Below are 26304 nucleotides of genomic sequence, written 5' to 3' on the forward strand. Positions count from 1 at the left end.
TCCCCAAGGGGCCTTCCCAAGGAGACCGATGAGTCGGACACGGCACATCCGAGGTTCCTCTCTCGCCACCGCGGGCGCCGCGGCGGCCGCGGCCGCCCTGCTGGCCGCCGCGCTCGCGCCCACCGCGCACGCCGACACCCGGCCCGGCCGGGCCGCCGCCGTCACGAACGCGGCCGCCGCCCTGGTGGACCACGCCACGGGCCTGGGCCTCACCTCCGCGCAGGACACCTCCGTACGGGACGTCGTCGTGGACCAGGACGGCACCCAGCACGTCCGCTACGACCGGACGTACCGTCATCTCCCCGTCCTCGGCGGCGACTTCGTGGTCCACCTCGCGCCGGGTGGCGCGTACCGCGGCGCCGACCGGGCCACCACGAAGGCCGTCTCTCCGAGCAGCGTCACCCCGGCGCTGTCCGCCCCGAAGGCCGCCGACCTCGCGGCGGCCGCGCTGCGCGCCGCCAACCCGGGCGAGTCCCTGCGCAAGGTGACGGCCAAGCCGCAGCTCGTGGTCGACGCGCTGCACGGGGCACCGAAACTCGCCTGGCGGACCACCGTGGTCGCCCAGGACACCCTCGGCAATCCGGTCGCCCGCCTGGTCCTCACCGATGCCCGCACCGGCGCCCGGATCGACGCCTGGGACACCATCGAGACGGCCACCGGCGACGGCAAGTCGCTGTACAGCGGCACGGTTTCGCTGGAGACGACGCCGTCCGGATCGACGAACCAGCTGAAGGACCCGACGCGCGGGAACACGTACACGGGCGACGCGGCGAACAAGACGGACCTGTGCATCTTCGGGATCTGCATCAGCCGGGCGCCCGCGACGCTGTTCACCGACGCGGACAACCACTGGGGCACCGGCGCGGCGGCGGACCGCGCGTCCGCGGCGGTGGACGCGCAGTACGGCACCGACGAGACGTGGGACTACTACAAGAACGTGCACGGCAGGAACGGCATAGCCGGCGACGGCAAGGGCTCCTACAACCGGGTGCACTACGGCAACAACTACAACAACGCCTTCTGGGAAGACAGTTGCTTCTGCATGACGTACGGGGACGGTGACGGCACGACGTTCGGGCCGCTGGTCGCGCTCGACGTCGCGGGGCACGAGATGTCGCACGGCGTCACCTCGAAGACCGCCGCGCTGACCTACTCGGGCGAGTCCGGCGGCCTGAACGAGGCGACCTCCGACATCTTCGGCACCATGGTCGAGTGGTACGCGAACAACGCCACGGACCCCGGTGACTACCTGATCGGCGAGAAGATCGTCCGTTCCGGCTTCGGCAAGCCCGCCCTGCGCTTCATGGACAAGCCCTCCAAGGACGGCAACTCCGCCGACTGCTGGAGCAGTTCGGTCGGCAACCTCGACGTCCACTACTCCTCCGGCGTCGCCAACCACTTCGCGTACCTCCTCGCGGAGGGCAGCGGGGCCAAGTCGGTGGGCGGCGTCAGCTACGACTCCCCCACCTGCAACGGCTCGACGGTGTCCGGCATCGGGCACGACAAGGTGGGCAAGATCTGGTACCGCGCGCTGACGGTCTACATGACGTCGTCGACGAAGTACGCGGGTGCCCGCACCGCCACGCTGAACGCGGCCAAGGACCTCTACGGCGCGGGCAGTACGGAGTACAACGCCGTGGCGGCGGCCTGGTCGGCGGTCTCGGTCGTCTGACCCCCTCCGCCGCTGGGGAACCCGCCCACCGTGGGCAGGCGACGCCGACGCCCGCCTGTCCACGGCCCGTTCCCCAACGGCCGTCCTCACCGGCCGTCGTCACCGGTCCGGTCACGTTCCGGCCCGTTTCCCACCGGTCCGGTCAGGTTCCGGCTGGCGGTCCGCCCGACTCCGGACGCAAGGGCCCCTCCCGGCGCCCCGCGCCTTTCCCACCCTTCGGCGCACATCTCGTCCCGCGCTTCGGCGCACCTTTCATCCCGCGTACGGCCGTCGAACCCGCGCGTCCCTCAACGCCCGCGCCCACCAGCCGAGTTGGTCCAGCATCGCGTTCGCCGCGGCGGCGGGGCCCGCGGCGTCGCGCGGGTGGCCGGCCTCGTCGAAGGCGGCGCCCGCGCCGTGGAAGGACACGGTGTCCCGCACGGTGACGGCGTGCAGCTCCGCGAAGACCTGCCGCAGGTGCTCGACGGCCCGCAGCCCGCCGGAGACGCCCCCGTAGGACACGAGGGCGACGGGCTTGGCCCGCCACTCCCCGTAGTGCCAGTCGACGAGGTTCTTCAGGCCCGCGGGGAAGGAGTGGTTGTACTCGGGGGTGAGGACGACGAAGGCGTCCGCGTCGGCGAGTGCGGGCGTCACCTTCGCCAGTTCGGCGGCCACCTCGGGAGACGGGGAGGAGGACAGGGCCGTGGGGAGGTCGACGGCGGCGACGTCGAGGACCTCGGGGACGAAGTCGTCCCGTTCCGCGATCCGGTCGAGCAGCCAGCCGGCGACGACGGGACCGAACCGGCCCTCGCGGTTGCTGCCGATGACCACGGCGACCCGTACGGGCGGCTCGGTCACCGGTCCCGGGGCGGCGGCCTCGGTCCGGGGTACGGCCGACGACACCGCGTCTGACGAGGGAACGGCTGAGGGTGCTGTGGCTGTCTTCATGCCGCACAGCCTCTTACCTCAACCATTCTTGAGGTCAAGTGGGGACGCCGGCCCGTCGACGGAGACGGGACCGCGCCACGCCGTCACCCCGACCTCGCGCCGGGACGGGCCGACGCCCCGCACCCCCGGTCACCCGTTCACACCCCCGGCGCTCCGCCCTTCGGGTACGCGTCCGCGACACGCCAGGCGGACGCCGGTGACCTGCTGGAACACCGGCGCTTCCGCCCGTGCGGCGGGGCCGCCTGACACCCGTTCACCTCATTTCTGACGATCCATCAGGGAGCGGACCGGTGCCGGTGCCACTTACCTCGGTAGAGCAGGGGCACGACCGACGCAGCGGCACTTGGGGGTGTCGCGGGCCGGGCCCCCTCGGAGGAGCTAGCACGATGCGACGTACCGCCCGGATGCTGACCGGTACCGCGCTCGCCGTTGCCGCCGCGGGTCTGGCCGCCGCGCCCGTGTACGGAGAGGACGGCGGGAGCCTGGAGGTGTTCCCCTCCACCGTCGTCCCGGGCGCCGAGGTCACCGTCGACACGTCGGCCTGCCCCGGGGACGGCACCGCGACGGGAGACGCCGGCGCGGTGGGCGCCGGCACCTTCACGCTCGCGGCGAGCGCGCACGAGGAGGACGCGATCGGTCAGTTCCGGGTGCCGCCGAGCGCGCAGCCGGGAACGTACGAGATCGTCGCGAAATGCGCGGACGGCCGGCGGATCACCGGCGACCTGATCGTGACCCTGACCTCGACGCGCGAGCAGGTCCAGCCGCGCGGCCATGTGAACACCGGTGTCGGCGGCGCGCTGGGCCCCGACCCCGTCCAGACCGCGGCGGGAGTGGCGGCACTGGCCGTCGCCGCCGCGGGCGGTACCTGGCTCCTGCATCGCCGGGCGAGAGGCGACGGGATCTGACGGACACCCTCCGCCGTCCGTCCGCCGGTACCGCCGTCCCCTCCCCCTCCGTGGCCCGACGCCCCTCGCGGCGCGGAGGGGGAAGGGGACCGATCGCGTCCCGTCCCACCCGTCGGGCCCGGCCGGCCCGGCCCCCGGAAAGGACCCTGTGAGGAGGCTCGTGTGCGCCGGGTCAGCAACATCGCCATAGCGTCGGTCACCGTGTTCGCCCTGTGCTCGGGCGCCTGGCTGCTGCGCAGCGGCTCCGAGCCCCATCCGCCGCCCCAGCCGTCGGCGGCCGAGGCGGGGACCGGCGGAGACCGCGCACCGTCCGCCGCGCGGGCGCTGCCGCACTCCCCGCCGGACCGCATCCGGATCCGGGCGATCGGGGTGGACGCCCCGCTCATGGGCCTCGGTCTCACCCCGCAGGGCAGCCTGGACGTGCCGCCCGCCGAGAAGAAGAACCTGGCCGGCTGGTACGAGTCGGGCACCTCTCCCGGCGAGCGCGGCACGGCGATCGTCGCCGGGCACGTCGACAACGCCGAGGGTCCCGCCGTCTTCTACGACCTGGGCGCCGTCCGCAAGGGCAGCACGGTCGAGGTGGACCGGCTCGACGGCAGCACGGCCGTGTTCACGGTCGACGCGGTCGAGGTGTACGACGCGCGGGCCTTCCCCGACGCCAAGGTGTACGGCGCGGCCCGCCGGCCGGAGCTGCGGGTCATCACCTGCGGCGGCGGCTACTCCAGGTCGACGGGCTACCAGGGCAACGTGGTCGTCTTCGCCCATCTCACGGGCAGCCGCTGAGGGGTGGGCCGGACACCGGGCCCCGCCGAGGATCAGGCCAGCCACTGCTCGTACGCGAGGTTCGCGACCAGCGCGAAGACGACGGTCAGGAGCACGACACGGACGAAGCCGCTGCCCTTCTTGAGCGCGGTCCGCGCCCCGACCATGCCGCCGACGAGGTTGAACACGGCCATCAGGGCGGCGAGTTCCCAGAAGACGGTGCCCTTCCACGCGAAGGTGGCGAGGGCGCCCGCGTTGGTGCAGCAGTTGACGATCTTGGCGGTGGCGGAGGCGGTCACCAGGTCGAGGTGGAGCAGCGCGGTCAGGGCGAGTACGAGGAACGTGCCGGTGCCGGGGCCGATGAGACCGTCGTAGAAGCCGATGCCGAGGCCCGCGAGGCCGATCGCGGCGAGGACGCGGCGCGCGGAGGCCGGAGTGGTCGCCGGCGCGGTGCCGAACGCGGGCCGAAGGATCACGAAGGTGCCGACGGCGAGCAGGACGACCATGACGACCGGCTTGAGCACCTCGGTGCTCAGTCCCGCCGCGACGAACGCGCCCGCCGTGGACCCGGCGAGCGCGGCCAGCCCGATGCGGACCGCGAGCCGTACGTCGACGGGTGCCTTGCGCGCGTATGTCACCGCGGCACCCGTCGTACCGACGATCGCGACCGCCTTGTTGGTGCCGAGCGCGTACGCGGCGGAGGTGCCCGCGGGCAGGCCCAGCAGCATGGCGGGGAGCAGGAGCAGGCCCCCGCCGCCGACCACGGCGTCGATCCAGCCGGCCGCCAGGGCGGCGGCGCAGAGTACGAGGACCGTGGTCAGCGATATGTCGGGCATGATCGCGACCCTATGGACGTGGTGCGTGTGCCGTCCATGGATCTCGGCAGGCTTGAGCGAGTTCTGAGGTTCGGACCAGCGGCTTTCGCGGACGGCGCCGGAGAGGGGGTCAGTCCTTGAGGCCCTCGAAGGTGACGCCGGTCAGCTCCTCGGAGGCGGCCCAGAGCAGTTCCCCCGCGCGGTCGTCGCGGGTCCAGGGGGCCCGCCGGGACGGCGCGGGCGAGCCGCGCCACATCGCGAAGGACGGCCCGACGAAGGTGTCGGGTGCCACGTCCGGCGCGGTGGCCGCGTACAGGCTGGGCAGCGCGCCGGCCTCGGCGCTCTGCGCGAAGACGCGGTTGCCGAGCTCCATGAGCCGCTCGGCGCTCCGACGGCCCTCCATGCGGGGCCCGGCGGTCTGCAGGTTGGTGGAGGCGTAGCCGGGGTGCGCGGCGGCCGCGACGACGTCGGACCCGGCGCGCGACAGGCGTCGTGCCAGCTCGTGGGTGAAGAGGAGGTTGGCGGTCTTGGACCGGGCGTAGGCGATCCACTTGCGGTAGGGCTGCCGGTCGTTGTTCAGGTCGTCGAGGTCGATGTTGGAGAGCGCGTGGACCATGCTGGAGACGGTGACGATGCGGGCGCCGGGGGTGTCGGCGACCAGCGGGTGCAGCAGCCCGGTGAGCGCGAAGTGCCCGAGGTGGTTGACGCCGAACTGGGTCTCGAACCCGTCGGCGGTGCGGCCGAGGGGCAGCGCCATCACCCCGGCGTTGTTGACGAGCAGGTCGAGCCGGTCGTAGGTCCGCGAGACCGTGGCGGCGAACTCCCGCACGGAGTCCAGCTCCCCGAGGTCCAGCCGCAGGAACGCGACATCGGCGCCCGGCAGTTCGGCCGCGATCCGGTCCCCCGCCTCGGCCCCCCGCTCCGCGTTCCGGCAGGCCAGCACGACCCGGGCCCCCCGACGGGCCAACTCCCGCGCGGTCACGTACCCGAGCCCACTGTTGGCCCCGGTGACGACGGCGACGCGCCCCCTCTGCTCGGGGACGTCCTGAGCGGTCCAGCGGGGCATGGGGGCTCCTTCGGGGGCGACGAGGGTTCCCACCCTAGGGGGGTCGGGCCGGGGCGCGGTAGGAGCCGAAGGGGCGGCACCCCCGCACAGGGTTGCCGCCCCTTCGTCCTGGACGCCGGGGTCCTCGCCGGCCGGTGAGGGTGAGTGGCCGGCGGGGATCCCGGGGTTCTAGCGGTGGTCGCTGCCCTTCGAGCTGGAGGCCGCTCGGCCCGCTTCCAGGCGGGCGACGGGGATGCGGAAGGGGGAGCAGGAGACGTAGTCGAGTCCGACCTCGTGGAAGAAGTGGACCGACTCGGGGTCGCCGCCGTGTTCGCCGCAGACGCCGAGCTTCAGGTCGGGGCGGGTCGCGCGGCCGGCCTCCACCGCGGACTTCACCAGGGCGCCGACGCCGTCCTTGTCGATGGTCTCGAAGGGGCTGACGCCGAAGATGCCCTTCTCCAGGTACGCCGTGAAGAAGGATGCCTCCACGTCGTCGCGGCTGAAGCCCCACACCGTCTGGGTGAGGTCGTTGGTGCCGAAGGAGAAGAACTCGGCGGCCTCGGCGATCTGGCCGGCCGTCAGCGCGGCCCGCGGCAGTTCGATCATCGTGCCGATCGCCAGCTTCAGCCGGACGCCGGTGGCGGCCTCGACCTCGGCGATGACCTGGTCGGCCTCCTCGCGGACGATCTCCAGTTCCTGGACGGTGCCGACGAGCGGGATCATGATCTCCGCGCGCGGGTCGCCCTTGGCGTTCTTGCGCTCGGCGGCGGCCTCCGCGATCGCCCGTACCTGCATGGTGAACAGGCCGGGGATGACCAGGCCGAGGCGCACACCGCGCAGGCCCAGCATCGGGTTCGCCTCGTGCAGGCGGTGCACCGCCTGGAGCAGGCGCAGGTCGTTCTCGTTGGCGTCCTTGCGGGACTCGGCGAGCGCGACCCGCACCGACAGCTCGGTGATGTCCGGCAGGAACTCGTGCAGCGGCGGGTCCAGGAGACGGACCGTGACCGGGAGGCCGTCCATCGCGGAGAACAGCTCCACGAAGTCCTTCTTCTGGAGCGGCAGGAGCGCCTTCAGCGACTCCTCGCGCTCGGCGTCGGTGTCCGCGAGGATCAGCCGCTCGACGAGCCCGCGGCGGTCGCCGAGGAACATGTGCTCCGTGCGGCACAGACCGATGCCCTGGGCGCCGAAGCGGCGGGCGCGCAGCGCGTCCTCGGCGTTGTCGGCGTTGGCGCGCACGCGCAGGCTGCGCTTGCGGTCGGCGAAGGCCATGATCCGGTGGACGGCCTCGACCAGCTCGTCGGCGTCGTCGGCGCCGGCGTGCATCCGGCCCTCGAAGTACTCGACGACCGGGGACGGGACGACGGGGACCTCGCCCAGGTAGACCTTGCCGCTCGACCCGTCGATCGAGATGAGGTCGCCCTCCTCGACGACGTGCCCGCCGGGCACGGTCATCCGGCGCCGCTTGGTGTCGACCTCCAGCTCCTCGGCGCCGCAGACACAGGTCTTACCCATGCCGCGCGCGACGACGGCCGCGTGGGACGTCTTGCCGCCGCGCGAGGTCAGGATGCCCTCGGCCGCGATCATGCCGTCCAGGTCGTCGGGGTTCGTCTCGCGGCGGACCAGGATGACCTTCTCGCCGGAACGGGACCACTTCACCGCGGTGTACGAGTCGAAGACCGCCTTGCCGACCGCGGCGCCCGGCGACGCGGCGATGCCCCGGCCGACCTGCTGGACCTTCGCGTCCTCGTCGAAGCGGGGGAACATCAGCTGGGCGAGCTGGGCGCCCGTCACCCGCTGGAGGGCCTCGGCCTCGTCGATGAGTCCCTGGTCCACGAGCTGGGTGGCGATGCGGAAGGCCGCGCCCGCGGTGCGCTTGCCGACGCGGGTCTGGAGCATCCACAGCTGGCCGCGCTCGATGGTGAACTCGATGTCGCAGAGATCCTTGTAGTGGTTCTCCAGGGTCTCCATGATCTGCATGAGCTGGTCGTACGACTTCTTGTCGATCGACTCCAGCTCGGCGAGCGCGACCGTGTTGCGGATACCGGCGACGACGTCCTCGCCCTGGGCGTTCTGGAGGTAGTCGCCGTAGACGCCCTGGTGCCCGGAGGCGGGGTCGCGGGTGAAGGCGACGCCGGTGCCGGAGTCGGGGCCGAGGTTGCCGAAGACCATCGAGCAGACGTTCACGGCGGTGCCGAGGTCGTGCGGGATGCGCTCCTGGCGGCGGTAGAGCTTGGCGCGCTCGGTGTTCCAGGAGTCGAAGACCGCGTGGATGGCGAGGTCCATCTGTTCGCGCGGGTCCTGCGGGAAGTCCCGGCCGGCCTCGGTCTTGACGATCCTCTTGAACTTGGTGACGAGCTTCTTCAGGTCGGCCGCTTCGAGGTCCGTGTCGACGGCGACCTTCTTGAGGTGCTTCGCCGCCTCCAGCGCCTCCTCGAAGAGGTCGCCGTCCACGCCGAGGACCGTCTTGCCGAACATCTGGATGAGGCGGCGGTAGGAGTCCCACGCGAAGCGCTCGTCGCCGGCCTGCTTGGCGAGGCCCTGGACCGACTTGTCGGAGAGGCCGATGTTCAGGACGGTGTCCATCATGCCGGGCATGGAGAACTTCGCCCCGGAGCGCACCGACACCAGCAGGGGGTCGTCGGCCTGGCCGAGCTTCTTGGCCATCTTCGCCTCGAGGGCGTCGAGGTGCGCACTCACCTCGTCACGCAGTGCCGCCGGCTCCTCGCCACTGTCGAGGTACGTCTTGCACGCCTCGGTGGTGATGGTGAAGCCGGGCGGGACGGGAAGACCCAGGTTGGTCATCTCGGCGAGGTTGGCACCCTTGCCTCCGAGAAGGTCCTTGAGTTCCTTGTTGCCCTCGGTGAAGTCGTAAACGAACTTCGCTCCGCCGACGCCGCTGTCGCCGCTCTCAGCTACGTGGGGATCTTTGTTTTCCGACACGAGTCTCGACTCCTCGACGTCGCGGTGGCTGCCCTGACGAGGGGGAACATACCCAGATCGAAGGCGCGTGGGTACGTCCACTTGCGCGTCATGCGCCTGTAACCACCCGTCCGCCACCAGATCGAAAGTCAAGGCTTGGCAAGCCATCCGGCGCCGGTGTTTTCACTTCTTGAACGCGTCAACGCCCGTCGATCACCCAAAGCGCTCAGTTGAGCGCCCCTTGACACGTCTGAGTTTAATCGATGAACGATCAGAGGGTGGCACTGAGTGCCACCCCTTAGGGAAGTGCAGTCGCCCGCAATCCGCTCATCTGAGCAATACCCCCCTCAAGGGTGGCGAGAATCACGCCCTGCGGAGCGGCCCGGTTTCATCATCCGGACCACGATGCGGACACGACACACGACCGTCACACGCCGAGCGCCGCGAGCCGCTCCTCGGCGCGCTCCGGGGCATAGAGGTACTCGACGACCAGCGCCCCGGCACCCACCAGGGCGGCCCGCTCGCCGAGCCGCGAGGTCACCACGTCCAGATGAGCGGTGGAGCGGGGCAGCGCCCGCTGGTAGAGCAGCTCGCGCACGCCCGTGAGGAAGGGGGTTCCGGCCAGGTCTCCGGCGATCATCAGGACGCCCGGGTTGAGCAGCGTGACCACGGTGGCCAGGACGTCCCCGACCTGTCGGCCGGCCTCCCGGGCCAGGGCCGTCGCCTCGGGGTGACCGGCCGTCAGCAGGTCCCGCACGTCGGAGCCGGAGGCCGCCCGCACCCCCGCCTCCGCGAGCCGCCGCGCCACCGCGCCACCGCTCGCGACGGCCGCGAGACAGCCGTACGAGCCGCACCGGCAGGGCGCGTCCGCGCCCACCCGGATGTGCCCTATGTCGCCGGCCCCGCCGTCCACGCCCCGGTAGATGGTGCCGCCGACGACCATGCCGGCGCCGATACCGGTGGAGACCTTGACCAGCGCGAACGCGGAGCAGTCGGGGTAACCGGTGCGCTGTTCCCCGTACGCCATCAGGTTGGCGTCGTTGTCGACGAGCACGGGGACGCGGGCGCAGCGGTCGGTGCCCGCGTGCTCGGCGAAGGCGCGGGCCAGCCGGCCCCGGATGTCGTAACCGTCCCAGCCCGGCATGATCGGCGGCTGCACCACGCGCCCGGTGTCGATGTCGACCGGTCCCGGCACCGCGAGCCCTATGCCGCAGACGGCGTCCGCGCCCCGGCCGGACTTCTCCAGCAGTTCGGCGAACCAGCGCCCCAGTTCACCGAGCACCGCCTCGGGCCCCTCGTCGATCACCACGGGGCCCGCGTGCTCGGCGAGGATCTCGCCGGTCAGGGTCACCACGGCGGCCCGGCCGTGCCGGGTGTCGAGGTCGGCGGTCAGGACGACCGCGTGCTCGTCGTCGAACTCCAGCGTGATGGAGGGGCGGCCGCCCAGCGGTGAGTCGACCGGGCCACCGGCGCCCTCGCGGAGCCAGCCGGCGCGGAACAGCCGGTCCAGACGCTGGCCGACCGTGGCCCGGGACAGGCCGGTGGCCTGCTGGAGCGCGCCACGGGTGGTCGCCCGGCCACTGCGCACCAGTTCGAGCAGCTGTCCGGCGCTTGCCTGGTTCACGGTCCTCGCCGCCCTTCCCGTCATGCGCACCCCCTTGCGTTCCTCAACTCTGCATTACATATTGAGTTTTGCGTGTTAAATAGACGTAACCCTACGGTAGCTAGTGCCGAACTGGTCGGACGGACGTCTGCGGGGAGACCTGAGTGGACAGCACAACCCAGCTCACCGCCCTGCGCAGGGGACTCACCGCCCCCTTGCGCCCCTCCGGCACTCCCGTGCACGCCTCCGGCCCGCCCACTCCGCCCGGTCCGGGCGGAATCGCCCGTACCGGACCACTTGTATACGATCCCGCGGGGGCGTCGGGTTCCCTGCACCTCAGGGCGTCCCGGGTGCTGAACGGCAACTGGACGGGAACGTCCACGGTGCCCTCGCGCGGCCTGTACCCGCACCAGTGGTCGTGGGACTCCGCGTTCATCGCGATCGGGCTGCGCCATCTGTCCCCGCTGCGGGCGCAGACGGAGCTGGAGACCCTGCTCGGCGCGCAGTGGGCCGACGGGCGTGTCCCGCACATCGTGTTCAACCCCTCCGTCCCGCTGGACGCGTACTTCCCGAGCCCGGACTTCTGGCGCTCCTCGACCGCTGGCCGAGCGGCGGGCGCCCCGCGCACCGTACAGACGTCTGGCATCGTGCAGCCACCGGTGCACGCGCTCGCCGTGTGGCTGGTGCACCGCGCGGACCCGGGCCTGTCACGGGCCCGGTCGTTCCTCTCCCGGATGTACCCGCGGCTGGCGGCCTGGCACCGCTATCTCCTGCACCGCCGGGACCTGGGCGGCGGCGGTCTCGCCAGCGTGGTCCACCCCTGGGAGCAGGGCATGGACAACAGCCCGTGCTGGGACGCGCCGCTCAGCCGCGTGACCCCGGCGCCGGCCCGGTCCTTCCGGCGCGCGGACCTCGACCACGGCGCCCCCGAGGACCGGCCCACCGACCTCGACTACGGGCGGTACGTGCGGCTGGCCGCCGACTACCGCGACCGCGGATACGCCGACGGGGGCGGCGAGTTCGCCGTCGAGGACCCGGCGTTCAACGCCCTGCTGATCGCCTCCGAGCACGCGCTGGCCGAGATCGCCCAGGAGCTCGGCGCTGCGGGCACCGCACGCCACGCGCGCGCCGAGCGGCTGACGGCGGCCCTGGTGGACCGGCTGTGGGATCCGGCGGAGGGCCTGTTCTTCTGCCGGGACGAGCGCGGCGGCCCGGACGGCCGCGGCAGCGGACTGATCCCCGAGCGCAGCGTCGCCGGACTGCTGCCCCTCATCCTGCCCGCGCTGCCGCGCGAGATCGCCGCCACACTCGTACGGACCGCGGGCGGCCCGCACTTCGCGCTCGGCGGCGCCGCACGCCTCGCGCCCAGCTACGACCTGACCGGCGACGCCTTCGACCCGCACCGGTACTGGCGGGGGCCCGCCTGGTTCAACACCAACTGGCTGCTGGAGCGCGGGCTGCGGCTGCACGGGGAGCACGGCCGGGCGGACGCCCTGCGGACCGCCCTGCTCGACACGGCCGGGGAATCGGCGTTCGCCGAGTACGTGGACCCGTACACCGGCGAGGCCTGCGGAGCACTCGGGTTCAGCTGGACGGCGGCACTGACGCTCGACCTGCTGCACACCACCGCGGGGCCGGAACCGGTCGTGTCCGACGCCGGGCACGAAACGTTGGTGAACACGGCACACAACACTGCGTTACAGAGCGCGTACGACGCCGGGACGGGCGCCAAGGGAGGGGACCGGGGATGACGGAACGGCATCATCTGCTCGTGCACGGTGGGACGTTCGCCGCCGTGAGCGACGGCGGGGACATCAGCGGTGTGCGGGGCGGCAGTTCCCCGGACGGGTTGTTCGTGCGGGACGCACGGCACCTCAGCCGGTGGCAGCTGACGGTGGACGGGGCGGTGCCCGAGGCGCTCACCCCGGTCGCGGACGGCGACACCGCACGCTGCGTGCTGGTGCCGCGAGGCGGTCGCAACGAACCGCCCGCGTACACCCTCTTCCGTGAACAGGCCGTCGCCGAGGGCGCGTTCGTGGAGGCGCTGCGCGTCACCAGCAATCGTCCGACGCCCACCACGGTCCGTATCGCGGTCACCGCGGACGCCGACTTCACGGACCAGTTCGAACTGCGCTCCGACTACCGGACGTACGCCAAGACCGGTGTCGTCCGGCAGCGCCAGGTCCTCGACGACGGCGTTGAGTTCAGCTACCGGCGCGGGGAGTGGCGGTCCTGTACGACGGTCACCTCCGAACCCGCCCCCGACGGCGTCGAGGAGACCGGCACGGGCGCCCGCCGCCTGGTGTGGGCGCTGGATCTCGAACCCCACGGCTCCGCGGAGCTGGCGCTGCGCGTCGCGGCCCGTCCGCACGGCGCCGCGCACGCGCCGAGCGTCCCCGCCTCCCCCGCCGCCGCGAACGAGCGACTCCTCGCCCTGGAGGGCGAGTTCGCGGAAGGGGTGCCCTTCCCCACCGGCTGGCCGGAGCTGGCCGCGGCCTGCGCGCGGGGCCTGTCCGACCTCGCCGTGCTCCAGGTCCCGGCCCGCGGCCCGGACGGCGAGGAGCTGCGGGTACCGGCCGCCGGAGTCCCCTGGTTCCTCACCCTGTTGGGCCGGGACGCCCTGCTCACCTCGCTCTTCGCCCTGCCCTACCGGCCGCAGCTCGCCGCCGCCACCCTGCCCGCGCTCGCCGCGACCCAGGCCGTCGAGGTGGGGGCGGACACGGTCGCGCAGCCCGGCAAGATCGTGCACGAGGTGCGGCACGGCGAGCTCGCCCACTTCGGGCAGGTGCCGTACGGCCGCTACTACGGTTCGGTGGACGCGACTCCGCTGTTCCTGGTGCTGCTCGGCGCGTACACCGAGCAGACCGGCGACGCGGCCCTCGCCCGCCGGCTGGAGCCCAACGCCCGCGCGGCGATCGGCTGGATGCTGGACCACGGCGGGCTGACCTCCCGCGGCTATCTCGTCTACCGCGCGGACGGCGGCGGCCTCGCCAACCAGAACTGGAAGGACTCCCCCGGCGCGATCTGTTCGGCCGACGGCAGCCGTCCGAGCGGTCCGGTGATGGCGGCGGGCGCGCAGGGGTACGCGTACGACGCGCTGCGCCGCACCGCGCATCTCGCCCGGACCGTCTGGGACGACGAGGTGTACGCGGCACTCCTGGAACAGGCCGCCGCCGACCTGCGCGACCGTTTCCAGCGGGACTTCTGGATGAGCGAACACGCCTTCCCCGCGCTGGCGTTGGACGGTGACGGCCGGCACGTCGACGCGCTCGCCTCGGACGCGGGCCATCTGCTGTGGTCGGGGCTGCTCGACAAGGAGTACGGCGAACTGGTGGGCCGCAGGCTGCTGGAGCCGGACTTCTTCTCCGGCTGGGGCGTCCGCACGCTCGCCTCGGGCCAGTCGGCGTACCACCCGTTGTCGTACCACCGCGGTTCGGTCTGGCCGCACGACAACGCGCTCATCACGCTGGGGCTCGCGCGGTACGGCCTGCACGACGAGGCCCGGACGGTGGCCCACGGGCTGGTGGACGCGGCGACGGCCGCCGGCCACCGTCTGCCCGAGGTACTCGCGGGCTACGACCGGGAGACCCACGCCGAGCCGGTGCCCTACCCGCACGCCTGCGTCCGGGAGTCCCGCTCGGCGGCGGCTCCCCTGGCGCTGCTCACGGCGGTCGGCGGCGCCTGAGGTCCAGCGCGGGGGCGAACGCGCGGGCCGGTGGGGGCCGGCCCGCGCACCGCGCCGTCCGCTCGGGGCGGCCGGCTGACGGTCGGCCCGTGGGCGGGGGACGTCGGGGGCGAGGCTCGGCGGGCGGCTCGGCGGGCGGGGAGCCGTGGCTCGGTGAGCGCGGGCCGGGCACCCTGCTGGGACGGTGGACGCCCGTGGCCCGGTGGCCGGGGCTCAGCCGCCGGAGGTGTCGAGTTCCGCGTCCTCGCTGATGCCCGCGCAGTCGTAGGGGTCCTTCAGCCAGCCGTCCGGCAGGACGACACGGTTGTTGCCGGAGGTGCGGCCGCGGGGACCGTCGGCGCCGGCGGGCCACTCCTGGTCGAGGTCCAGTTCGGCCAGCCCGTCGGAGAGTTCGGCGAGGGAGGAGGTGACGGCGAGCCGCCTGCGCATCTCGGAGCCGACGGAGAAGCCCTTCAGGTACCAGGCGACGTGCTTGCGGAAGTCGATGACGCCGCGCGCTTCGTCGCCGATCCACTCGCCGAGCAGGGTGGCGTGCCGGACCATGACGGCCGCGACCTCGCGCAGCGTCGGGCGGGCGTACTCCTCGCGGCCCTCGAACGCGGCGACCAGGTCGCCGAACAGCCAGGGCCGGCCGAGGCAGCCGCGGCCGACGACCACGCCGTCGCAGCCGGTCTCGCGGACCATCCGCAGCGCGTCGTCCGCCGACCAGATGTCGCCGTTGCCGAGCACGGGGATCTCCGGCACGTGCTCCTTCAGCCGGGCGATGGCGTCCCAGTCGGCGGTGCCGCCGTAGTGCTGGGCGGCGGTCCGGCCGTGCAGGGCGATCGCGGTCACGCCCTCCTCGACCGCGATGCGTCCGGCGTCGAGGAAGGTGATGTGGTCGTCGTCGATGCCCTTGCGCATCTTCATGGTGACGGGCAGGTCGCCGGCGCCGCTGACGGCCTCGCGGAGGATCGCGCGCAGCAGGTGGCGCTTGTACGGCAGCGCGGAGCCGCCGCCCTTGCGGGTCACCTTGGGGACCGGGCAGCCGAAGTTGAGGTCGATGTGGTCGGCCAGGTCCTCCTCCGCGATCATGCGGACGGCCTTGCCGACGGTCGCGGGGTCGACGCCGTACAGCTGGATCGAGCGCGGCGTCTCGCTCGCGTCGAAGTGGATCAGCTGCATGGTCTTCTCGTTGCGCTCGACCAGCGCCCGCGTGGTGATCATCTCGCTGACGAAGAGCCCCTTGCCACCGCTGAACTCGCGGCACAGGGTGCGGAACGGCGCGTTCGTGATGCCCGCCATGGGGGCGAGGACGACGGGCGGCTGCACCTGGTGGGGACCGATCGACAGCACGGAGTTCACAGTGGACGTGGGCGTGGACATTCCCCCATTGTGGCGTACGGCGCCGGGTGCCCGCGCAGAGATCGTGTAGAGGTCATTAGTTAGACACACTATCGACGTCGGCGTACCCTGACTTAATGCCTGAGCTCAGCCACCGCCACCGCATGCTGGTGCTCGCGATCTGCTGCATGAGTCTGCTGATCGTGAGCCTCGACGTCACCATCCTGAACGTCGCCCTCCCCTCGATGCAGAGGGAACTGCACGCGAGCGTCGCGGGCATGCAATGGACGATCGACGCGTACACCCTGGTGCTGGCCTCGCTGCTGATGCTCGCGGGCTCCACCGCCGACCGCATCGGCCGCCGCAAGGTCTTCATGGCCGGCCTCGTCCTGTTCACCATCGGCTCGGTGCTCTGCTCACTCGCCCCGAGCCTCGACACCCTCATCGTCTTCCGGATGATCCAGGCCGTCGGCGGCTCGATGCTCAACCCGGTCGCGATGTCGATCATCACGAACACCTTCACCGACCCCCGCGAACGCGCCCGCGCGATCGGCGTGTGGGGTGCCGTCGTCGGCATCTCCATGGCCGCCGGGCCCCTCGTCGGCGGACTGCTCGTCGACACCGTCGGCTGGCGCTCGATCTTCTGGATCAACCTGCCCGTCGGCCTCGCCGCCCTCCTGCTGACCCTGCGCTTCGTCCCCGAGTCCCGCGCCCCCAAGGCCCGCCGCCCCGACCCGGTCGGCCAACTCCTCGTCATCGCGCTCCTCGGCTCCCTCACCTACGCGATCATCGAGGCGCCCACCTCCGGCCTCGCCCACACCCTCGCCTTCGGCGCGATCGCCCTCGCCTCCCTGCTCGGCCTCCTGTGGTACGAGCCCCGCCGCGACGAACCCCTCATCGACCTGCGCTTCTTCCGCTCCGCGCCGTTCAGCGGCGCGACCGTCATCGCGGTCAGCGCGTTCGCCGCCCTCAGCGGTTTCCTGTTCCTGTCGACGCTCTACCTGCAGAACGTCCGCGGCCTCGACGCCCTGCACGCGGGCCTGTGGATGCTCCCGATGGCCGCCCTCTGCTTCGTCTGCGCGCCCATCTCCGGACGTCTCGTCGGCAGCCGCGGCCCCCGCCTGTCCCTGCTGATCGCCGGCGTCGCCATGACCATCAGCGGCGTGCTGTTCGCCGCCTTCGAGGCCGAGACGTCGAACGTCACCCTCGTCATCGGCTACGTCTTCTTCGGCCTCGGCTTCGGCTTCGTCAACGCCCCCATCACCAACACCGCCGTCTCCGGCATGCCCCGCACCCAGGCCGGCGTCGCCGCGGCCGTCGCCTCCACCAGCCGTCAGATCGGCGGCACCCTCGGCGTCGCCGTCATCGGCGCGGCCCTCGCCTCGGGCATCCAGGCCTCCGCCTACCGCGACACCTTCGTCTCCGCCGCTCGCCCCGGCTGGTGGATCATCGCCGCCTGCGGGCTCGCCGTCCTCGTCCTCGGCGCGCTCACCAGCGGACGCTGGGCCCGCGGCACCGCCGACCGCACCGCCCGCCTGCTGGAGGCACCGGAGGTCGCGGAACCGGTGACCGCACGGGCCCAGGACACCACGGCCGCCTGACCCCGGACGGTGGACGGCCCGGGCCGTCCACCGCCCGGAACGGGACCAGGGGCGGCGGCGGTCGGGCCACCCCCGGAGTGTCAGACCGCTCCGGCCTCCTCGGCCTTGGTCTCCGACTCCTTCTCCGCCTCCGCCTCCGCCTCCAGGGCGATCGCGTGCAGCCGCTCCAGCCGCTCACGGCTCTGCTCGTCGGCCGGCGGATACGTCACCATGCGGGCGCCCTGCGCGGGCGCGAGCCACAGATCGGTGTGATCGACCGTGACGAGACCGACGTACGGGCTGACGAACTGCTTCGTCTTGCCGCGCGCGCTCACCACCTCGTAGCGCTCCCAGATCTCACGGAACTCCGCCGACTCCGCGCGCAGCCGCTTCACCAGCATCTTCCAGGCCGGCTCCCCGAGATGCCCGGCCATCGACACCCGCAGCCGCGCCGCCATCAACCGCATCGCCTCGTCCAGGAAGACGATCGACTCACGCCACTCCGCGTTCGTGTACGCGAGCACCAGACAGTTGCGGTCCGCGGGCGGCACCGTGTCGAGGTCACGCATCATCAGCCGGGCGTACGTGCGGTTGTACGCCAAAATGTCGTAGCGGCTGTTCTGGACACAGGCCGGCACGGGCTCCAGCTGGCGCAGCATCAGACGCAGCGCCGGGGTGATCCCCGAGCACTGCGCGGCCGGCGACGGATCCACCGCACCGGCCAGCTGGAAGAGATGCGCGCGCTCACCGGCGTCCAGCAGCAGCGTCCGCGCCAGCGCGTCGAGGACCTGCTCGGAGACCTGGATGTCCCGCGCCTGCTCCAGCCACGTGTACCAGGTCACCCCCACCGCCGAGAGCTGCGCGACCTCCTCGCGGCGCAGCCCCGGAGTACGCCGCCGACGCCCCCGGGGCAGCCCCACCTGCTCGGGCGTGATGCGCTCACGGCGGCTGCGCAGGAACGTCGCCAGCTCGTGCCGCCGGATCTCGCTGCCCCGCCCCGCCGCGGCACCCGACGACACCGCCGGCCCGGGGACGGCCTCGGCACCCCCGGCCGCACCCGCCGCAGCGGAGGCGGGCCCCGGCGGCACCCGGGCCGGTCCCGTCGGCGTCCCGGCGGACCGTGCCCCCGCCGAAGCCGTGGTCGCATCGCGTGCCATCGTCGTCATGCCTCCAGCCTGCCGCTCACCGCAGCCTGTTGCCAGGTACTCCTACTACCAGGATAAGAAGACTCTGGTACCAGCCTGAGACCGGGAGAACCCTGGAGGACGTGACCGAAACCGGAACTCTCACGACCACCGGCCGCGCCCCCGCCGCCCCACCCGCCCTCGGCGGCCTCGGACTCTTCACCGTGCTGCTCGGCGCGGCCCTGCCCCTGATCGACTTCTTCATCGTCAACGTGGCCCTGCCCACCATCGGACACGACCTGCACGCGAGCGAGTCCGTCCTCGAACTCGTCGTCGCCGGCTACGGAGTCGCCTACGCCGTCCTCCTCGTCCTCGGCGGACGCCTCGGCGACCTCTTCGGCCGCCGCCGGTTCTTCCTCGGCGGCATGGCCGCCTTCGGCCTGACCTCCCTCGCCTGCGGGCTCGCCCCCACCGCCTGGACCCTCGTCGCCGCCCGCGTCGCCCAGGGCGCCGCCGCCGCGGCGATGCTGCCCCAGGTCCTCGCCACCATCCAGGCCGCCACCGCCGGACCCCGCCGCGCCAAGGCCATGGGCCTCTACGGCGCCACCGCGGGCCTCTCCATGGTCGCCGGACAGATCCTCGGCGGCGTCCTGGTCGCCGCCGACATCGCCGGCAGCGGCTGGCGCTCCGTCTTCCTCGTGAACGTGCCCGTCGTCGTCCTCGGCCTGTTCCTCGCCGCCCGCGCCGTCCCCGAGACCCGCTCCCCACGCCCCGAACCCGTCGACGCCCCCGGCACCGTCCTGCTCGCCGTGGCCCTGCTGGCCCTGCTCGCCCCCCTCACCGAGGGCCGCGCCGCCGGCTGGCCCCTGTGGACCTGGCTCTCCCTCGCCCTGTTCCCCCTCGCGGCCGCCGCCTTCTACCTCGTCGAACGCCACGCCGACCGCACCGGCCGCACCCCGCTCGTCCCGCCCAGCCTGTTCCGACTGACCTCGCTGCGCCGCGGCCTGATCATGATCGTGCCGTTCTCCATCGGATTCAGCGGCTTCATGTTCGTCATCGCGGTCGCCCTGCAGCAGGGCGAAGGCCTCGGCCCCGTCCCCGCCGGACTCGCCCTCGCCCCGCTCGCCGTGGTCTTCTTCGTCACCTCCCTGTGCGGCCCACGGCTGATCGCCCGCCACGGCACCCGCGTCGTCACCGCCGGCGGCATCCTCCAGGGCATCGGCATCGCCCTCATCGCGCTCGCCGCATGGCGGTCCTGGCCCGACCTCGGCGTCTGGCAGCTCCTCCCCGGAGCAGCCGTCGCCGGCGCCGGACAGGCACTCCAGCTCCCCGTCCTCATCCGGATCGTCCTCTCCGAAGTACCCGCCGCCCGCGCCGGCGTCGGCAGCGGCGTGATGGCCACCACCCAGCAGGCCTCCCTCGCCGTCGGCGTCGCCACCCTCGGCACCCTGTTCCTGTCCCTCGCCCCCACCCACGGCACCCGGGACGCCCTCGTCACCACCCTCCTCGTCCAACTCGCCGGCATCGCCCTCACCACCGCGCTCAGCCTGCGACTCCCCCGCACCATCGCCTGACCACCGACCCCGCCCGACCACCCCGGGCGACACCACCCGCACGCCCCCACCCACCCACCGCGCGGCCACCGGCACATGCACCCGTCATGCCATCAACTACCCATTCCTCAGGGGCTGTTGACACTCCCCGCACACCATGTCGTACTGAGTCGCACTGAAGTCGAACGGACCCGCGCCCGGCGACCGCCCAGCCGCACGCCCCCGTCGACCGCGCCGCGATCCGAGGAGGCCCCGTGGCCCACACCAAGATCCACACACCGGACCAGAGGCCCACCCCGGGCACCGGCGGAACCGGACACTGAACTACCCCACACCCGCCGACGTCACCCGCACCGCCAGGGCCCTCACCACCCGGCACCCCGACAAGTGCCGGCTCACCACGATCGGCCACTCCCGCCGCGGCACCCCCCTCCGGATGCTCAGCGTCGGAAGAGGCCCACGGCACGCCCTCGTGGTCGCAGGCGCCCACCCCAACGAATACGTCGGCGGCGGCACCCTCCTCGCGCTGGCCCACCGGGCACTGGCCGGCGAACACCCCGGAACCGTATGGCACCTCGTGCTGTGCCTCGACCCCGACGGAGCCCGCCTCAACGAAGGCGGCCATCACGCCGACACCCTCCTCGACCAGTACCGCCACTTCTTCCGCCCCGCCCCCGACGAACAACCCGAATGGGCACCCGCACTCCCCCGCCCCCGCTTCCTCCCCGAAAGCCGCGCCCTCCTCGACGTCATCCGCCGCATCCGCCCCTACGTCCAGATCTCCCTCCACAGCACCGACATCGGCGGCACCTTCGCCCAACTCACCCGCGACGTCCCCGGCCTCGACCGCACCCTCGCCACCTCCGCCGAACGCCTCGGCATCCCCGTCGAGAACGCCCCCCTCGACGCCCTCCACTGGCCCGCCACCGCCCCCGGCGTCTTCGTCCTCCCACCCCCCGGAGCCCCCGAACGCCCCACCGCCTTCCCCGAGAACGCCCACCGCTCCACCTGGCTCGCCCCCCACGCCTACGGAGGCGTCACCGCCGTCATCGAAGTCCCCGTCTGGGCCGCCCCCCGATTCGCCGACCTCACCCCCGACCCCGCCCCCGACCAACGCCTGCGCCACTGGGCCGAACGCCTGCGCGCCCACACCCACACCACCCGCGCCCACTACGAACGCGCCCGCCCCCACCTCCCGCCGCCCGGCCCGGACCCCGCCTTCAGCATCCGCCGCGCCGTCGCCGAGACCCTCCGCGTCTGCGGCCCCCTCGCCGACAGCTGGGACCCCGCCCACCCCACCTACACCCCACTGCCCGACCTCACCCGCGCCCGCACCGCCAGCATCGAGGGCTTCGCCCGCCGCACCCCGCTCCGCGCCGCCGCCATGCTCCTGCGCCTCCTCGACGAACACGCCCCCACCCCCGCCACCGCACCCCAACGCGCCGAACTGGAAGCCCTCATCACCCGCTGGTGCGCCGCCTACTCCGCGAGTTTCACCGCGACCCCGGTCCCCGTGGACCGGCAGATAGAACACCAGGTCAACGTCACCACCGCCGCCGTCGAAGCCGCCGAGGGACACCTCGCCCCGTCCTGACCGAGGCCCCCGTCACCGAACTCACCGCCCGACGGCCCCCGTTGATCTTCCCGATGCTGCACACTCCTACCGCAGACGAAACGGTGAACCAGGAGGTGTCATGCTGCAGATCAACCAGAGCAAAGTGAGCCGCTGGGACCAGCACGGCCGCGAACACAGCGTCCGCGTCCAACGCGCCGGCGGCCGACGCACCATCCGCTGCGACACCTGCGGCTGGCGCAAGAACGCCCAGTTCCTCCCCTGGCTCAAAGCCGAGGAACACCTCGCCGAAGCCCACCAGGCGACCGTCGACCCCAAGGAAAACTGAGACCCCGGCGAGTCCACCCCGCCGGGATCCACCACAACAGCACCGGGCCACCCCGGGCGACGAACCTCAGTCGATACGACGACGCAGACCACGCAACAGCAGACGGACCACCGCCACGAACTCCGCCTCGATCCCCGCCTGCTCCCACTCACCCGCGTACGCCGGATCATGGAAACGGCCCGTCGCGTCGAACACCGCACGCGCCGTCGCCGCCGAATCACCGTCCACCGACGAGAAATCGCCCTCCTGAACACCCCGGAACACGATCTGCGTCACCTGCTCCACCAGCTCCGCGATGTGCTCCTCCACCACCGCACTCGCCTCACCGAGCAGCACCGTGTACGTCGCGAACAGCTCCGGATCGTCCCCCGCCTTGTGCCGCTTCGCCGTGAACAGCGCGCCCAGCCAGTGCTCCAGAGCCACCGGAGCCGGCTGCGCGGCCGACCCGGCGATCTCCCCCAGCGTCGCCGACGTCCGGTCCAGCCACCGCTTCGTGACCGCCTCCCGCAGCGCCGCCTTCGTACGGAAATGGCGGTAGACACTGCCATGACTGACGCCCAGCGCACGCGCCACGTCCACCACGGTCGCCTTGGCCGGGCCATGGCGGCGCAGCACCTCCTCGGTCGCCACGAGGATGCGCTCGGCCGTCAGTGCTTCACCGGTCTGTGCCATGACGAAGACCGTACCTGCCGGTACTGTCAGCGCTCGCTGTCGAGATGTGCCATCTGCGCCGCCGGGTAACGGTCACCCGCCGCCGCGCCCACCGGCACCGCCCGCTCGATCGCCGCCAGGTCCGCCTCGTCCAGCGTCACGTCCAGAGCACCCAGCGCCTCCGCCAGCCGCTCCCGGGTCCGCGCACCCACCAGCGGCACGATGTCCTCACCCCGCGACAGCACCCACGCGATCGCGATCTGCGCGACGCTCACACCCTTCTGCTCGGCGATCTTCCGCAGCGCGTCCACCAGCGAGAGGTTGTGCCGCAGGTTGTCCCCCTGGAATCGGGGGCTCATGGCCCGGAAGTCGTTCGCGCCCAACTGCCGGTCGGCCGTGAAGTGCCCCGAGATCAGACCGCGCGACAGCACCCCGTACGCCGTGATCCCGATACCCAGCTCACGGGTCGCCGCCAGGATCTCCCCCTCGACACCCCGCGAGATCAGCGAGTACTCGATCTGCAGATCCGAGATCGGCGCCGTCGCCGCCGCACGCCGGATCGAGTCCGCGCCGGCCTCGCTCAGACCGATGTGCCGCACATGCCCGGCCTCCACCAGCTCGGCGATCGCGCCGACGGTCTCCTCGATGGGAATTCCGGGATCGACCCGGGCGATCCGGTACACATCGATATGATCGACGCCGAGGCGCTGCAAGGAATAGGCGGCGAAGTTCTTCACCGCCGCGGGCCGCCCGTCATACCCCGACCAACCCCCGTCCGGATCCCGCAACGCCCCGAACTTCACACTCGTCAACGCCCGCTCACGCGACGCCGCCGACGCCGAACGCAGCGCCTCCCCGATCAGCATCTCGTTGTGGCCCATGGCGTAGAAGTCACCCGTGTCGAGCAGGGTCACGCCCGCATCGAGCGCAGCATGGATCGTCGCGACGGACTCGGCCCGGTCCGCGTCCCCGTAGAGCGCGGACATGCCCATGCAGCCCAGGCCGAGGGCGGAGACCTGGGGGCCGGTGGTTCCGAGGGGGCGGGTTTGCATGAGAGCTCCTTGGTGGACCGTGGAGGGGTGGTACCCCTCCACCCTCGCATGACAGCTGACAGTTTTCAATATCTGTCATCTGTTATCTGTCAGCTGACATCTGTCACGCACTCCCGAAACCCTGGTCCAGACCTATTGACGAATGGTCTGGACCGCGCGAATGTCATGCCTACGACAGCTCGACACCTCACCGCACCCCCCACCGGGAGGCCTCGCATGATTCGTCGCAAGCTCCGCCTGCTCGCCGTCGCCCTGGCGGCGGCGGTCCTGACCCCGTTGTCGGTGGCCGGTGCGCCCAGTGCCGCCGCGGCCGACACCTGTGCCGTGAAGTCTCGTCCCGCAGGCAAGGTTCTTCAGGGCTACTGGGAGAACTGGGACGGCTCGTCCAACGGCGTGCATCCGCCGTTCGGTTGGACGCCGATCACCGATTCGCGTATCGCCCAGCACGGCTACAACGTGCTCAACGCGGCGTTCCCCGTGATCCGTTCGGACGGGACGGCGTTGTGGGAGGACGGGATGGACGCGGGCGTGAAGGTCGCGACGCCCGCCGAGATGTGCGCGGCCAAGGCGTCGGGGCAGACGATCCTGATGTCGATCGGTGGCGCGGCCGCGGGGATCGATCTGAGTTCGTCGACGGTCGCGGACCGTTTCGTGGCGACGATCGTGCCGATCCTGAAGAAGTACAACTTCGACGGGATCGACATCGACATCGAGACGGGTCTGACCGGCAGCGGGAACATCGGTCAGTTGTCCGCGTCGCAGGCGAACCTGATCCGGATCATCGACGGGGTGCTGGCGAAGATGCCGTCGAACTTCGGGCTGACGATGGCGCCGGAGACGGCGTATGTGACGGGTGGCAGCATCACGTACGGGTCGATCTGGGGCGCGTATCTGCCGATCGTGAAGAAGTACGCGGACAACGGCCGGCTGTGGTGGCTGAACATGCAGTACTACAACGGGAGCATGTACGGGTGCTCGGGTGACTCGTACGCGGCGGGCACGGTGCAGGGGTTCACGGCGCAGACGGACTGTCTGAACAAGGGTCTCGTGGTACAGGGGACGACGATCAAGGTGCCGTACGACAAGCAGGTGCCGGGGTTGCCCGCGCAGTCGGGTGCTGGTGGCGGTTACATGGCGCCGAGTCTGGTGTCGCAGGCGTGGAAGCACTACGGGACCGGCCTGAAGGGGCTGATGACCTGGTCGGTGAACTGGGACGGTTCGAAGAACTGGACGTTCGGCGACAACGTGAAGGCGTTGCAGGGCCGTTGAGGCCGGTGACGGCTGGTTTGCGGGGCCGTTGAGGACGGGTCTTGTCCGGATACCGCGAAGCCCCCGGTTCCCTGTGGGAGCCGGGGGCTTCGTGGTGTGTGGTGCGTGGGTCAGCAGCCGAGGAGGCGGCTGGCGAGGTAGCCCTCGATCTGGTCGAGGGAGACGCGCTCCTGCTTCATGGAGTCGCGCTCGCGCACGGTGACGGCGTTGTCGTCGAGGGTGTCGAAGTCGACGGTGACGCAGAAGGGGGTGCCGATCTCGTCCTGGCGGCGGTAGCGGCGGCCGATGGCGCCGGCGTCGTCGAACTCGATGTTCCAGTGCTGGCGCAGCGCGGTGGCGAGGCCCTTGGCCTTGGGCGACAGTTCCGGGTTGCGGGAGAGCGGGAGGACGGCGACCTTGACGGGTGAGAGGCGGGGGTCGAGGCGCAGGACGGTGCGCTTCTCCATTTTGCCCTTGGCGTTGGGTGCTTCGTCCTCGATGTAGGCGTCGAGGAGGAAGGCGAGCATGGCGCGGCCGACGCCGGCGGCGGGTTCGATGACGTACGGGGTCCAGCGCTCTCCGGCTTCCTGGTCGAAGTAGGAGAGGTCCTGGCCGGAGGCCTTGGAGTGGGCGCCGAGGTCGTAGTCGGTGCGGTTGGCGACGCCTTCGAGTTCGCCCCATTCGTTGCCGCCGAACTGGAAGCGGTACTCGATGTCGGCGGTGCGCTTGGAGTAGTGGGAGAGCTTCTCCTGGGCGTGCTCGTACCAGCGCATGTTCTCTTCGCGGAGGCCGAGGCCGGTGTACCAGTTCCAGCGTTCCTGCATCCAGTACTCCTGCCACTTCTCGTCCTCGCCCGGCTTGACGAAGAACTCCATCTCCATCTGTTCGAACTCGCGGGTGCGGAAGATGAAGTTGCCGGGGGTGATCTCGTTGCGGAAGGACTTGCCCATCTGCGCGATGCCGAAGGGGGGCTTGCGGCGCGAGGTGGTCTGTACCTGGGCGAAGTTGGTGAAGATGCCCTGGGCGGTCTCGGGGCGGAGGTAGGCGATGGAGCCGCTGTCCTGGGTGGGGCCGAGGTGGGTGCTCAGGAGGCCGGAGAACTGCTTGGGCTCGGTGAACATGCCCTTGTTGCCGCAGTTGGGGCAGTTGATGTCGGCGAGGCCGTTCTCGGGGAGGCGGCCGTGCTTGGCTTCGTAGCCCTCTTCGAGGTGGTCGGCGCGGTAGCGCTTGTGACAGGAGGTGCACTCGGTGAGGGGGTCGGAGAAGGTGGCGACGTGTCCGGAGGCGACCCAGGTCTCGGTGGCCAGGATCACCGATGAGTCGATACCGACGACGTCCTCACGCGAGGTGACCATGTAGCGCCACCACTGGCGCTTGATGTTCTCCTTGAGTTCGACGCCGAGCGGGCCGTAGTCCCAGGCGGCACGCTGTCCGCCGTAGATCTCACTACTGGGGAAAACGAAGCCACGGCGCTTGCTCAGGCTGACGATGGTGTCGATCTTGTCGGCGGCCACGGTGCTCTCTTCATTACGAACGGAC

Annotated in this window: 20 protein-coding genes; 10 read left to right on the forward strand and 10 right to left on the reverse strand. The window is 71.8% G+C overall.

Going from position 1 to position 26304, the window contains the following annotated elements:
- Positions 1–28: 28 nt before the first annotated feature.
- A complete protein-coding gene (locus tag AB0C62_RS14760) occupies positions 29–1672 on the forward strand; it encodes a M4 family metallopeptidase (protein ID WP_362973014.1) in 1644 nt (547 codons plus the stop codon).
- Between the two features lie 252 nt (positions 1673–1924).
- Here the strand turns inward: AB0C62_RS14760 and AB0C62_RS14765 are convergent, their stop codons facing one another.
- A complete protein-coding gene (locus AB0C62_RS14765) occupies positions 1925–2599 on the reverse strand; it encodes an NAD(P)H-dependent oxidoreductase (RefSeq protein ID WP_362973016.1) in 675 nt (224 codons plus the stop codon).
- 386 nt (positions 2600–2985) lie between these two features.
- Here AB0C62_RS14765 and AB0C62_RS14770 point away from each other — a divergent pair, with 386 nt between their 5' ends.
- Together AB0C62_RS14770 and AB0C62_RS14775 are read left to right on the forward strand one after the other, a co-directional pair.
- The gene (locus AB0C62_RS14770; RefSeq protein WP_362973018.1) at positions 2986–3504 is read left to right on the forward strand and encodes a hypothetical protein; all 519 of its coding nucleotides are present in this window, start codon (positions 2986–2988) and stop codon (positions 3502–3504) included.
- Positions 3505–3666: 162 nt separating this feature from the next.
- Complete coding sequence (locus AB0C62_RS14775) at positions 3667–4287, forward strand: class F sortase (protein WP_362973020.1); 621 nt, start codon at positions 3667–3669, stop codon at positions 4285–4287.
- A 32-nt stretch (positions 4288–4319) separates the two neighbouring features.
- On the opposite strand, the gene AB0C62_RS14780 is transcribed toward AB0C62_RS14775, so the two are convergent.
- The 4 genes from AB0C62_RS14780 to AB0C62_RS14795 form a co-directional block, all read right to left on the reverse strand.
- Complete coding sequence (locus AB0C62_RS14780) at positions 4320–5102, reverse strand: TSUP family transporter (RefSeq protein WP_362973022.1); 783 nt, start codon at positions 5100–5102, stop codon at positions 4320–4322.
- A gap of 109 nt (positions 5103–5211) precedes the next feature.
- Positions 5212–6147, reverse strand: a complete 936-nt coding sequence (locus AB0C62_RS14785) for an oxidoreductase (RefSeq protein WP_362973024.1) — start codon at positions 6145–6147, stop codon at positions 5212–5214.
- 168 nt (positions 6148–6315) lie between these two features.
- On the reverse strand, positions 6316–9066 hold the full coding sequence (gene ppdK, locus AB0C62_RS14790; RefSeq protein WP_362973026.1) for a pyruvate, phosphate dikinase: 2751 nt from the start codon (positions 9064–9066) through the stop codon (positions 6316–6318).
- A gap of 406 nt (positions 9067–9472) precedes the next feature.
- The gene (locus tag AB0C62_RS14795) at positions 9473–10693 is read right to left on the reverse strand and encodes an ROK family protein (RefSeq protein ID WP_362973028.1); all 1221 of its coding nucleotides are present in this window, start codon (positions 10691–10693) and stop codon (positions 9473–9475) included.
- A 233-nt stretch (positions 10694–10926) separates the two neighbouring features.
- On the opposite strand from AB0C62_RS14795, the gene AB0C62_RS14800 reads away from it, so the two are divergent.
- Both AB0C62_RS14800 and AB0C62_RS14805 read left to right on the forward strand, forming a co-directional pair.
- Positions 10927–12399, forward strand: coding sequence for a hypothetical protein (locus AB0C62_RS14800; RefSeq protein WP_362973195.1), 1473 nt, complete (start codon positions 10927–10929; stop codon positions 12397–12399).
- On the forward strand, positions 12396–14333 hold the full coding sequence (locus AB0C62_RS14805) for a glycogen debranching N-terminal domain-containing protein (RefSeq protein WP_362973030.1): 1938 nt from the start codon (positions 12396–12398) through the stop codon (positions 14331–14333). Before AB0C62_RS14800 ends, AB0C62_RS14805 begins: the two co-directional genes overlap by 4 nt.
- 213 nt (positions 14334–14546) lie before the next feature.
- Here AB0C62_RS14805 and dusB read toward each other — a convergent pair whose 3' ends face one another.
- Positions 14547–15698, reverse strand: coding sequence for a tRNA dihydrouridine synthase DusB (dusB, locus tag AB0C62_RS14810; RefSeq protein WP_362973032.1), 1152 nt, complete (start codon positions 15696–15698; stop codon positions 14547–14549).
- A 95-nt stretch (positions 15699–15793) separates the two neighbouring features.
- Between dusB and AB0C62_RS14815 the strand changes: the two genes are divergently transcribed.
- Positions 15794–17257 carry an MFS transporter gene (locus tag AB0C62_RS14815; RefSeq protein ID WP_362973034.1) on the forward strand — a complete coding sequence of 488 codons (1464 nt, stop codon included), beginning with the start codon at positions 15794–15796 and terminating at the stop codon, positions 17255–17257.
- 80 nt (positions 17258–17337) lie between these two features.
- Here AB0C62_RS14815 and AB0C62_RS14820 read toward each other — a convergent pair whose 3' ends face one another.
- Positions 17338–18402 carry a helix-turn-helix transcriptional regulator gene (locus AB0C62_RS14820; protein WP_362973036.1) on the reverse strand — a complete coding sequence of 355 codons (1065 nt, stop codon included), beginning with the start codon at positions 18400–18402 and terminating at the stop codon, positions 17338–17340.
- Positions 18403–18503: 101 nt separating this feature from the next.
- On the opposite strand from AB0C62_RS14820, the gene AB0C62_RS14825 reads away from it, so the two are divergent.
- The 3 genes from AB0C62_RS14825 to AB0C62_RS14835 all read left to right on the forward strand — a co-directional run bounded on the left by AB0C62_RS14825 (position 18504) and on the right by AB0C62_RS14835 (position 21814).
- The gene (locus AB0C62_RS14825; protein ID WP_362973038.1) at positions 18504–19934 is read left to right on the forward strand and encodes an MFS transporter; all 1431 of its coding nucleotides are present in this window, start codon (positions 18504–18506) and stop codon (positions 19932–19934) included.
- 298 nt (positions 19935–20232) lie between these two features.
- Positions 20233–21507 (forward strand): M14 family zinc carboxypeptidase, encoded by a 1275-nt coding sequence (locus tag AB0C62_RS14830; RefSeq protein ID WP_362973197.1) that lies wholly within the window; start codon positions 20233–20235, stop codon positions 21505–21507.
- A 100-nt stretch (positions 21508–21607) separates the two neighbouring features.
- Positions 21608–21814 carry a hypothetical protein gene (locus AB0C62_RS14835; protein ID WP_362973040.1) on the forward strand — a complete coding sequence of 69 codons (207 nt, stop codon included), beginning with the start codon at positions 21608–21610 and terminating at the stop codon, positions 21812–21814.
- A 66-nt stretch (positions 21815–21880) separates the two neighbouring features.
- On the opposite strand, the gene AB0C62_RS14840 is transcribed toward AB0C62_RS14835, so the two are convergent.
- Both AB0C62_RS14840 and AB0C62_RS14845 read right to left on the reverse strand, forming a co-directional pair.
- Positions 21881–22486, reverse strand: coding sequence for a TetR family transcriptional regulator (locus AB0C62_RS14840; protein WP_362973042.1), 606 nt, complete (start codon positions 22484–22486; stop codon positions 21881–21883).
- 26 nt (positions 22487–22512) lie between these two features.
- Entirely contained in the window at positions 22513–23517 is a 1005-nt protein-coding gene (locus AB0C62_RS14845) for an aldo/keto reductase (protein WP_362973044.1), read from the reverse strand.
- 216 nt (positions 23518–23733) lie between these two features.
- Here AB0C62_RS14845 and AB0C62_RS14850 point away from each other — a divergent pair, with 216 nt between their 5' ends.
- Complete coding sequence (locus tag AB0C62_RS14850) at positions 23734–24786, forward strand: chitinase (protein WP_362973046.1); 1053 nt, start codon at positions 23734–23736, stop codon at positions 24784–24786.
- A 110-nt stretch (positions 24787–24896) separates the two neighbouring features.
- Here the strand turns inward: AB0C62_RS14850 and AB0C62_RS14855 are convergent, their stop codons facing one another.
- The gene (locus tag AB0C62_RS14855; RefSeq protein WP_362973048.1) at positions 24897–26279 is read right to left on the reverse strand and encodes a glycine--tRNA ligase; all 1383 of its coding nucleotides are present in this window, start codon (positions 26277–26279) and stop codon (positions 24897–24899) included.
- Positions 26280–26304 lie beyond the last annotated feature (25 nt).

The organism is Streptomyces sp. NPDC048643, assembly GCF_040650615.1.
Lineage (GTDB): Bacteria > Actinomycetota > Actinomycetes > Streptomycetales > Streptomycetaceae > Streptomyces.

Coding starts and splice junctions, on each gene's coding strand:
- AB0C62_RS14820 (WP_362973036.1), bottom strand. CDS start 18,402: ATGACGACGATGGCACGCGATGCGACCACGGCTTCGGCGGGGGCACGG.
- AB0C62_RS14770 (WP_362973018.1), top strand. CDS start 2,986: ATGCGACGTACCGCCCGGATGCTGACCGGTACCGCGCTCGCCGTTGCC.
- AB0C62_RS14835 (WP_362973040.1), top strand. CDS start 21,608: ATGCTGCAGATCAACCAGAGCAAAGTGAGCCGCTGGGACCAGCACGGC.
- AB0C62_RS14760 (WP_362973014.1), top strand. CDS start 29: ATGAGTCGGACACGGCACATCCGAGGTTCCTCTCTCGCCACCGCGGGC.
- AB0C62_RS14850 (WP_362973046.1), top strand. CDS start 23,734: ATGATTCGTCGCAAGCTCCGCCTGCTCGCCGTCGCCCTGGCGGCGGCG.
- dusB (WP_362973032.1), bottom strand. CDS start 15,698: ATGTCCACGCCCACGTCCACTGTGAACTCCGTGCTGTCGATCGGTCCC.
- AB0C62_RS14815 (WP_362973034.1), top strand. CDS start 15,794: ATGCCTGAGCTCAGCCACCGCCACCGCATGCTGGTGCTCGCGATCTGC.
- AB0C62_RS14785 (WP_362973024.1), bottom strand. CDS start 6,147: ATGCCCCGCTGGACCGCTCAGGACGTCCCCGAGCAGAGGGGGCGCGTC.
- AB0C62_RS14780 (WP_362973022.1), bottom strand. CDS start 5,102: ATGCCCGACATATCGCTGACCACGGTCCTCGTACTCTGCGCCGCCGCC.
- AB0C62_RS14795 (WP_362973028.1), bottom strand. CDS start 10,693: ATGACGGGAAGGGCGGCGAGGACCGTGAACCAGGCAAGCGCCGGACAG.
- AB0C62_RS14845 (WP_362973044.1), bottom strand. CDS start 23,517: ATGCAAACCCGCCCCCTCGGAACCACCGGCCCCCAGGTCTCCGCCCTC.
- AB0C62_RS14765 (WP_362973016.1), bottom strand. CDS start 2,599: ATGAAGACAGCCACAGCACCCTCAGCCGTTCCCTCGTCAGACGCGGTG.
- AB0C62_RS14840 (WP_362973042.1), bottom strand. CDS start 22,486: ATGGCACAGACCGGTGAAGCACTGACGGCCGAGCGCATCCTCGTGGCG.
- AB0C62_RS14805 (WP_362973030.1), top strand. CDS start 12,396: ATGACGGAACGGCATCATCTGCTCGTGCACGGTGGGACGTTCGCCGCC.